General features: G+C 31.2%; 6 protein-coding genes and 3 pseudogenes. 8 read left to right on the top strand and 1 reads right to left on the bottom strand.

Going from position 1 to position 7715, the window contains the following annotated elements:
- The 4 genes and pseudogenes from CJ239_RS11245 to catA all read left to right on the top strand — a co-directional run.
- Positions 1–226: pseudogene (locus CJ239_RS11245) on the top strand (toxin PezT); the annotation flags it as partial.
- Positions 227–701: 475 nt separating this feature from the next.
- A complete protein-coding gene (locus CJ239_RS11250) occupies positions 702–1490 on the top strand; it encodes a hypothetical protein (protein WP_000214003.1) in 789 nt (262 codons plus the stop codon).
- 238 nt (positions 1491–1728) lie between these two features.
- A complete protein-coding gene (locus tag CJ239_RS11255) occupies positions 1729–1977 on the top strand; it encodes a hypothetical protein (RefSeq protein ID WP_001814254.1) in 249 nt (82 codons plus the stop codon).
- A gap of 170 nt (positions 1978–2147) precedes the next feature.
- Positions 2148–2867 (top strand): annotated as a pseudogene (catA, locus tag CJ239_RS11260) (type A chloramphenicol O-acetyltransferase).
- A 795-nt stretch (positions 2868–3662) separates the two neighbouring features.
- Here catA and CJ239_RS11270 read toward each other — a convergent pair.
- A complete protein-coding gene (locus tag CJ239_RS11270; protein ID WP_000417606.1) occupies positions 3663–4586 on the bottom strand; it encodes a protein rep in 924 nt (307 codons plus the stop codon).
- Between the two features lie 203 nt (positions 4587–4789).
- Here CJ239_RS11270 and CJ239_RS11280 point away from each other — a divergent pair.
- From CJ239_RS11280 to CJ239_RS11295, 4 genes and pseudogenes are all read left to right on the top strand, one after another.
- Positions 4790–5620, top strand: a pseudogene (locus CJ239_RS11280) (alpha-amylase family glycosyl hydrolase); the annotation flags it as partial.
- 267 nt (positions 5621–5887) lie between these two features.
- The gene (locus tag CJ239_RS11285; protein WP_025173400.1) at positions 5888–6343 is read left to right on the top strand and encodes a hypothetical protein; all 456 of its coding nucleotides are present in this window, start codon (positions 5888–5890) and stop codon (positions 6341–6343) included.
- Positions 6344–6618: 275 nt separating this feature from the next.
- Positions 6619–7095 carry a type II toxin-antitoxin system antitoxin PezA gene (gene pezA / locus CJ239_RS11290; protein WP_000579612.1) on the top strand — a complete coding sequence of 159 codons (477 nt, stop codon included), beginning with the start codon at positions 6619–6621 and terminating at the stop codon, positions 7093–7095.
- The coding region (locus CJ239_RS11295; protein ID WP_102211622.1) for a zeta toxin family protein at positions 7095–7715 on the top strand (621 nt) is incomplete at its 3' end. The genes pezA and CJ239_RS11295, both read left to right, overlap by 1 nt.

Raw genomic sequence — 7715 nt, forward strand, 5'->3', positions numbered from 1 at the left:
TTTCATTGTAAATCATCTAGTTGATAATACACGACAATTGGAAGAACTAGCTATCTTTGAAAGAATTCAAATTTACCAACGAGATAGAGGTTGTGTATATGATGCAAAAGAAAATACAACTTCAGCGGCAGATGTTCTTCAAGAGTTACTGTTTGGGGAGTGGAGTCAAGTAGAGAAGGATATGCTTAAATCTGGAGAAGAAAGATTGAAAGATTTAACTAATTGAAATGGTTGTTAGATCTTGAGTTTTAAAATAAAGCCTATTAAAAATTGCTATCTCTTAGATTATGGTAAAAAAATGGCTTTTAATTAAACTAACAAAGTGAGTATAAATAAAAGTAATAAATCTCACCGTCATTCTTTTTTAAATTAATCGTTGTTCTCAAAATATTTCCAATTTATCGGACTTTTTGTACTAGTCTTATACTTTTTAGTTAATTCTATCTGGCCTATAGTATTGAAAATAATTTGTAGACTTGGCAATGAGAATTCGTTACAGTTTAGTAGAGCCGACGTATTCCGAACATCATTTACGGCGGTGTGAAAGGTGATATAAATAATATTATATCTATTGATATTCAAAATCGTTTCCTCACTCAGATTCTTTTATAATCGAGAATATATTAATAAAATCTATTTTTGTATTTAATATTAAAACATCGTAAAATATAGTAATTCTACAAAAAGAAAGGAAAAATAAAATGACTACAACTAAAAATCCCTGGAATCAATTATCTAACGTCGATATAAATGGAGAGCAAGCTATTCTTGCTACCGAAGATGTTGAACTAATCAAAAAATACACCTCTACAAAACACTACAAAAATCTAAAAGATGATATCTACCGTTTACAATTAGGTTTTTGTCCGCAACAATTTGTGGGGGATATTCAAAATGCTGATATCATTGTTTTATCTAAAAATCCTGGCTACACCCCTGAATTTAAAACACTTTATGACCACGATAAAAACTACCAAAAGACTCTTTTAAATAATCTACAGCTAAAAGGAAACCTCTATTTTCATGCTTTTGACCTAGATACGAATGAATTTGGTTACTGGGCTAAAAAGTTTAAAGTATGGTTTGATGATGTAGACAATTTACAGGATTTAAAAGAAAAGCTTCCTTGGTTTTCAAAACACGTTGCTTTAGCTGAATATTTTCCATATTACTCTACTAAGTACGATGATAAATTAAATGATTTTATAAGCAAAGAAGGTTATTTCCCAACACAAAAGTTTTTATTCAATTTAATTAGAGAACGTGTTTTGGATGACAATGATCCTGTAATCATTATCATCACACGATCTTACAATAAGTGGTACGATGCAATTCCTCAATTAAAAGAGTATAAAAATTGTTATGAAACGAGTAATCCTAGTAATCCTTCTTTAAAACCTGAGAATTTATTAAAAGTCAAACGATATTCTGCTAAAAAAGAGGTTGAAAAAGTATTAGAAGATTCATTGAAAAAGCTAGAGCATAAATAAAACAGTCTCTTTTTAATGCTATCGTAAATACTGTATTGTGTAGTTATTAGTAAACCTATATATTGTCCCCAAATTTATTTAGATTATTCTCTAGGATTTTACTTGATTTTAAAGAAAATATAGTTTAACATATAAATAGTTCAGAATCAGAATGAAGGTAGAATAAGAGGATTATTTTAATTAATTTTTAATAGTATGGAGCAGAACTTTTATAATATATTTAAATAGGAGTAAAAAAATGAATTATCAAAAATTAAATGATATTACTGGTGCTACCAAAAATGAAAAAGATAAATACTATGTTTACGGACTCTATGAAGAAGGTAAGCAACTACCTTTCTATATTGGTAAAGGAGAGGGAACTCGCCTAATATCACATATCGATGAAGCGCTTACAGAGATAAATCAAGAAGAAAACATACAAATTAGTAAAAAAATTCAAATTATTAGAAAACATAAGGGCAAAATTATACCTGTAATCATTTAAAGCACCCATTAGTTCAACAAACGAAAATTGGATAAAGTGGGATATTTTTAAAATATATATATTTATGTTACAGTAATATTGACTTTTAAAAAAGGATTGATTCTAATGAAGAAAGCAGACAAGTAAGCCTCCTAAATTCACTTTAGATAAAAATTTAGGAGGCATATCAAATGAACTTTAATAAAATTGATTTAGACAATTGGAAGAGAAAAGAGATATTTAATCATTATTTGAACCAACAAACGACTTTTAGTATAACCACAGAAATTGATATTAGTGTTTTATACCGAAACATAAAACAAGAAGGATATAAATTTTACCCTGCATTTATTTTCTTAGTGACAAGGGTGATAAACTCAAATACAGCTTTTAGAACTGGTTACAATAGCGACGGAGAGTTAGGTTATTGGGATAAGTTAGAGCCACTTTATACAATTTTTGATGGTGTATCTAAAACATTCTCTGGTATTTGGACTCCTGTAAAGAATGACTTCAAAGAGTTTTATGATTTATACCTTTCTGATGTAGAGAAATATAATGGTTCGGGGAAATTGTTTCCCAAAACACCTATACCTGAAAATGCTTTTTCTCTTTCTATTATTCCATGGACTTCATTTACTGGGTTTAACTTAAATATCAATAATAATAGTAATTACCTTCTACCCATTATTACAGCAGGAAAATTCATTAATAAAGGTAATTCAATATATTTACCGCTATCTTTACAGGTACATCATTCTGTTTGTGATGGTTATCATGCAGGATTGTTTATGAACTCTATTCAGGAATTGTCAGATAGGCCTAATGACTGGCTTTTATAATATGAGATAATGCCGACTGTACTTTTTACAGTCGGTTTTCTAATGTCACTAACCTGCCCCGTTAGTTGAAGAAGGTTTTTATATTACAGCTCCAGATCCATATCCTTCTTTTTCTGAACCGACTTCTCCTTTTTCGCTTCTTTATTCCAATTGCTTTATTGACGTTGAGCCTCGGAACCCTTAACAATCCCAAAACTTGTCGAATGGTCGGCTTAATAGCTCACGCTATGCCGACATTCGTCTGCAAGTTTAGTTAAGGGTTCTTCTCAACGCACAATAAATTTTCTCGGCATAAATGCGTGGTCTAATTTTTATTTTTAATAACCTTGATAGCAAAAAATGCCATTCCAATACAAAACCACATACCTATAATCGATAACCACATAACAGTCATAAAACCACTCCTTTTTAACAAACTTTATCACAAGAAATATTTAAATTTTAAATGCCTTTATTTTGAATTTTAAGGGGCATTTTAAAGATTTAGGGGTAAATCATATAGTTTTATGCCTAAAAACCTACAGAAGCTTTTAAAAAGCAAATATGAGCCAAATAAATATATTCTAATTCTACAAACAAAAATTTGAGCAAATTCAGTGTCGATTTTTTAAGACACTGCCCAGTTACATGCAAATTAAAATTTTCATGATTTTTTATAGTTCCTAACAGGGTTAAAATTTGTATAACGAAAGTATAATGTTTATATAACGTTAGTATAATAAAGCATTTTAACATTATACTTTTGATAATCGTTTATCGTCGTCATCACAATAACTTTTAAAATACTCGTGCATAATTCAACAGCTGACCTCCCAATAACTACATGGTGTTATCGGGAGGTCAGCTGTTAGCACTTATATTTTGTTATTGTTCTTCCTCGATTTCGTCTATCATTTTGTGATTAATTTCTCTTTTTTCTTGTTCTGTTAAGTCATAAAGTTCACTAGCTAAATACTCTTTTTGTTTCCAAATATAAAAAATTTGATAGATATATTCGGTTGGATCAATTTCTTTTAAGTAATCTAAATCCCCATTTTTTAATTTCTTTTTAGCCTCTTTAAATAATCCTGAATAAACTAATACCTGTTTACCTTTAAGTGATTTATAAAATGCATCAAAGACTTTTTGATTTATTAAATAATCACTATCTTTACCAGAATACTTAGCCATTTCATATAATTCTTTATTATTATTTTGTCTTATTTTTTGAACTTGAACTTGTGTTATTTCTGAAATGCCCGTTACATCACGCCATAAATCTAACCATTCTTGTTGGCTAATATAATATCTTTTATCTGTGAAATACGATTTATTTACTGCAATTAACACATGAAAATGAGGATTATAATCATCTCTTTTTTTATTATATGTAATCTCTAACTTACGAACATATCCCTTTATAACACTACCTACTTTTTTTCTCTTTATAAGTTTTCTAAAAGAATTATTATAACGTTTTATTTCATTTTCTAATTCATCACTCATTACATTAGGTGTAGTCAAAGTTAAAAAGATAAACTCCTTTTTCTCTTGCTGCTTAATATATTGCATCATCAAAGATAAACCCAATGCATCTTTTCTAGCTTTTCTCCAAGCACAGACAGGACAAAATCGATTTTTACAAGAATTAGCTTTATATAATTTCTGTTTTTCTAAAGTTTTATCAGCTACAAAAGACAGAAATGTATTGCAATCTTCAACTAAATCCATTTGATTCTCTCCAATATGACGTTTAATAAATTTCTGAAATACTTGATTTCTTTGTTTTTTCTCAGTATACTTTTCCATGTTATAACACATAAAAACAACTTAGTTTTCACAAACTATGACAATAAAAAAAGTTGCTTTTTCCCCTTTCTATGTATGTTTTTTACTAGTCATTTAAAACGATACATTAATAGGTACGAAAAAGCAACTTTTTTTGCGCTTAAAACCAGTCATACCAATAACTTAAGGGTAACTAGCCTCGCCGGCAATAGTTACCCCTATTATTAAATACAGCTAATCCAGAGGTCAAGGATTATCTTTTAAAGGTTGCGACTTATTGGATTGAAGAGTTTGATATCGATGCTTGGCGTTTGGATGTGGCTAATGAGATTGACCATCAGTTTTGGAGGGATTTTCGCAAGACAGTTCTAGCTAAAAAGCCTGATCTTTATATTTTAGGAGAAGTCTGGCATACGTCTCAGCCTTGGCTAAATGGAGATGAGTTCCACGCGGTCATGAATTATCCTTTATCTGATAGCATCAAGGACTATTTCTTACGAGGAGTTAAGAAGACAGACCAGTTCATCGATGAAATCAATGACCAATCTATGTATTACAAGCAGCAGATTTCAGAAGTTATGTTTAATCTCTTGGATTCGCATGATACAGAGCGAATCTTGTGGACGGCCAATGAGGATGTTCAACTGGTCAAATCAGCCTTAGCCTTTCTCTTTCTACAAAAAGGAACACCGTGTATCTATTACGGAACAGAGTTATCCTTAACTGGAGGTCCAGATCCAGATTGCCGTCGTTGTATGCCTTGGGAACGCGTCTCAAGTGATAATGATATGCTGAACTTTATGAAGAAGCTGATTGAGATTCGGAAACCCGCGTCAGCAATCATTCAGCATGGCAAGTATAGTCTCCAAGAAATTAAACAAGATGTAGTAGCATTGGAATGGAAATGCGATGGACAAATTCTTAAAGCTATCTTTAACCAGTCCAAAGAAGATTATCTTTTAGAGAAGGAAACAGTAGCACTAGCAAGCAATTGCCAAGAATTAGAGAATCAGCTTGTCATCTCTCCAAAAGGATTTGTGATTTTCAAAAACTAGTTGATGAAGGTTATGATTTTTTACTCAACTTGTATAGTATAATAAGGCTAGTTACTAAACTTGTAAAGGAGAACTTAAATGAATTGTAGAGGACATGAAACAAGACAAAGAATTGTTAGAGATTTTGAAGTTCAGCCTAAAGCACATATTAAGCTGTTAGCAAATCAACAAAAACATAGTGATGCAGGAGCAACTATTGAAGATGAATATTATGTATTTATCGCTGAGAGTAAAATTGATGGCAAGAAGGAAGTTATTCAGTGTGGCATGGGTGCGGCAAGGGATTTTTTAGAACTAATTAATCACAAAGGGCTACCTCTTTTTAATCCGCTTGTAGGTAATTCTCATGTAAATAATAGACAAGAACATTACAATAGAGGGAGTGGAAATTTACAACCTGAAGAGTGGAATAAAACTGCAAAACAGCTTTATAATGCGATAATGTGGTTGATTATCTTATGGGATGCTAAACCGGATACACCTTTATTTGATTTTAAAGACGAAGTAATTAAGTATAAAACATATGAGCCTTTTGATATCAAGATAAAAAGAGTGAATACCACTATAAAGAATGGTAGTCAAGGGAAAACTCTAACTGAGATGATTAATGGCTACAGAGCGGATAACGATATTAGAGATGAAATTTGTAACTTTGATCTTCTGAAAAATAAAATTCGTGATATGAAAGATCAACAAGGAAATACAATGGAATCTTACTTTTAGTTATTGTTGAATTTTGGGTATTCTATAAAATATCCCAATTGAGATTTAAATAGTAGACTATACAATATAGTTAAAATATCAGTAAAAACAACACTTTATTGAGATGTTGGATACGCTTTACTAATGGCCTAATAATACAAGTATAAATATTTATGGCTCTTTAGGTGGCTTTTTTAGAAGTAAAGTTTAGGCTAGAAAAAAAGTATAACGCACCAAAATTGGTGCGTTATACTTTTTTATGCTATAATTGAATTATAAAAATAAAGGAGTTTGCCATGATTGGAAAGAACATAAAATCCTTACGTAAAACACATGACTTAACACAACCCGAATTTGCACGAATTATAGGAATTTCTCGAAATAGCTTGAGTCGTTATGAAAATGGAACGAGTTCAGTCTCTACCGAATTAATAGACATCATTTGTCAGAAGTTTAATGTATCTTATGTCGATATTGTAGGAGAAGATAAAATGCTCAATCCTGTTGAAGACTATGAATTGACTTTAAAAATTGAAATTGTGAAAGAAAGAGGTGCTAATCTTTTATCTCGACTCTATCGTTATCAAGATAGTCAGGGAATTAGCATTGATGATGAATCTAATCCTTGGATTTTAATGAGTGATGATCTATCTGACTTGATTCATACGAATATCTATTTAGTAGAAACTTTTGATGAAATAGAGAGATATAGCGGCTATTTGGATGGAATTGAACGTATGTTAGAGATATCTGAAAAACGGATGGTAGCCTAGTGGAAATCCAAGATTATACTGACAGTGAATTCAAACATGCTCTAGCACGGAATCTTCGTTCACTGACAAGAGGAAAAAAGTCCAGTAAGCAACCTATAGCGATTTTGCTCGGAGGGCAAAGTGGTGCCGGTAAGACTACAATTCATCGTATTAAACAGAAAGAATTTCAAGGAAATATTGTTATCATAGATGGAGATAGTTTTCGTTCTCAGCATCCACACTATTTAGAACTTCAGCAAGAATATGGCAAAGACAGTGTTGAATACACCAAATATTTTGCAGGTAAAATGGTAGAGTCTTTAGTAAGAGAATTGAGTCATTTGGGATACAATCTTTTGATAGAGGGAACTTTACGAACTATTGATGTTCCAAAGAAAACAGCACAACTCTTGAAAAGTAGGGGATATGAAATACAATTAGCCTTGATTGCGACAAAGCCTAAGCTGTCCTATCTGAGCACCCTTATCCGATACGAAGAACTGTACGCTATTAACCCAAATCAAGCACGCGCAACTCCAAAAGAACATCATGATTTCATTGTAAATCATCTAGTTGATAATACACGACAATTGGAAGAACTAGCTATCTTTGAAAGAATTCAAATTTACCAACGAGATAGA

The organism is Streptococcus sp. UMB0029, from assembly GCF_002871495.1.
Taxonomy (GTDB): Bacteria; Bacillota; Bacilli; order Lactobacillales; family Streptococcaceae; genus Streptococcus.

What these genes read in the sequence shown, in the direction of transcription:
- CJ239_RS11250 (WP_000214003.1), top strand. Translation starts at nt 702, where the DNA reads ATGACTACAACTAAAAATCCCTGGAATCAATTATCTAACGTCGATATA.
- CJ239_RS11255 (WP_001814254.1), top strand. Translation starts at nt 1,729, where the DNA reads ATGAATTATCAAAAATTAAATGATATTACTGGTGCTACCAAAAATGAA.
- CJ239_RS11270 (WP_000417606.1), bottom strand. Translation starts at nt 4,586, where the DNA reads ATGGAAAAGTATACTGAGAAAAAACAAAGAAATCAAGTATTTCAGAAA.
- CJ239_RS11285 (WP_025173400.1), top strand. Translation starts at nt 5,888, where the DNA reads ATGGGTGCGGCAAGGGATTTTTTAGAACTAATTAATCACAAAGGGCTA.
- pezA (WP_000579612.1), top strand. Translation starts at nt 6,619, where the DNA reads ATGATTGGAAAGAACATAAAATCCTTACGTAAAACACATGACTTAACA.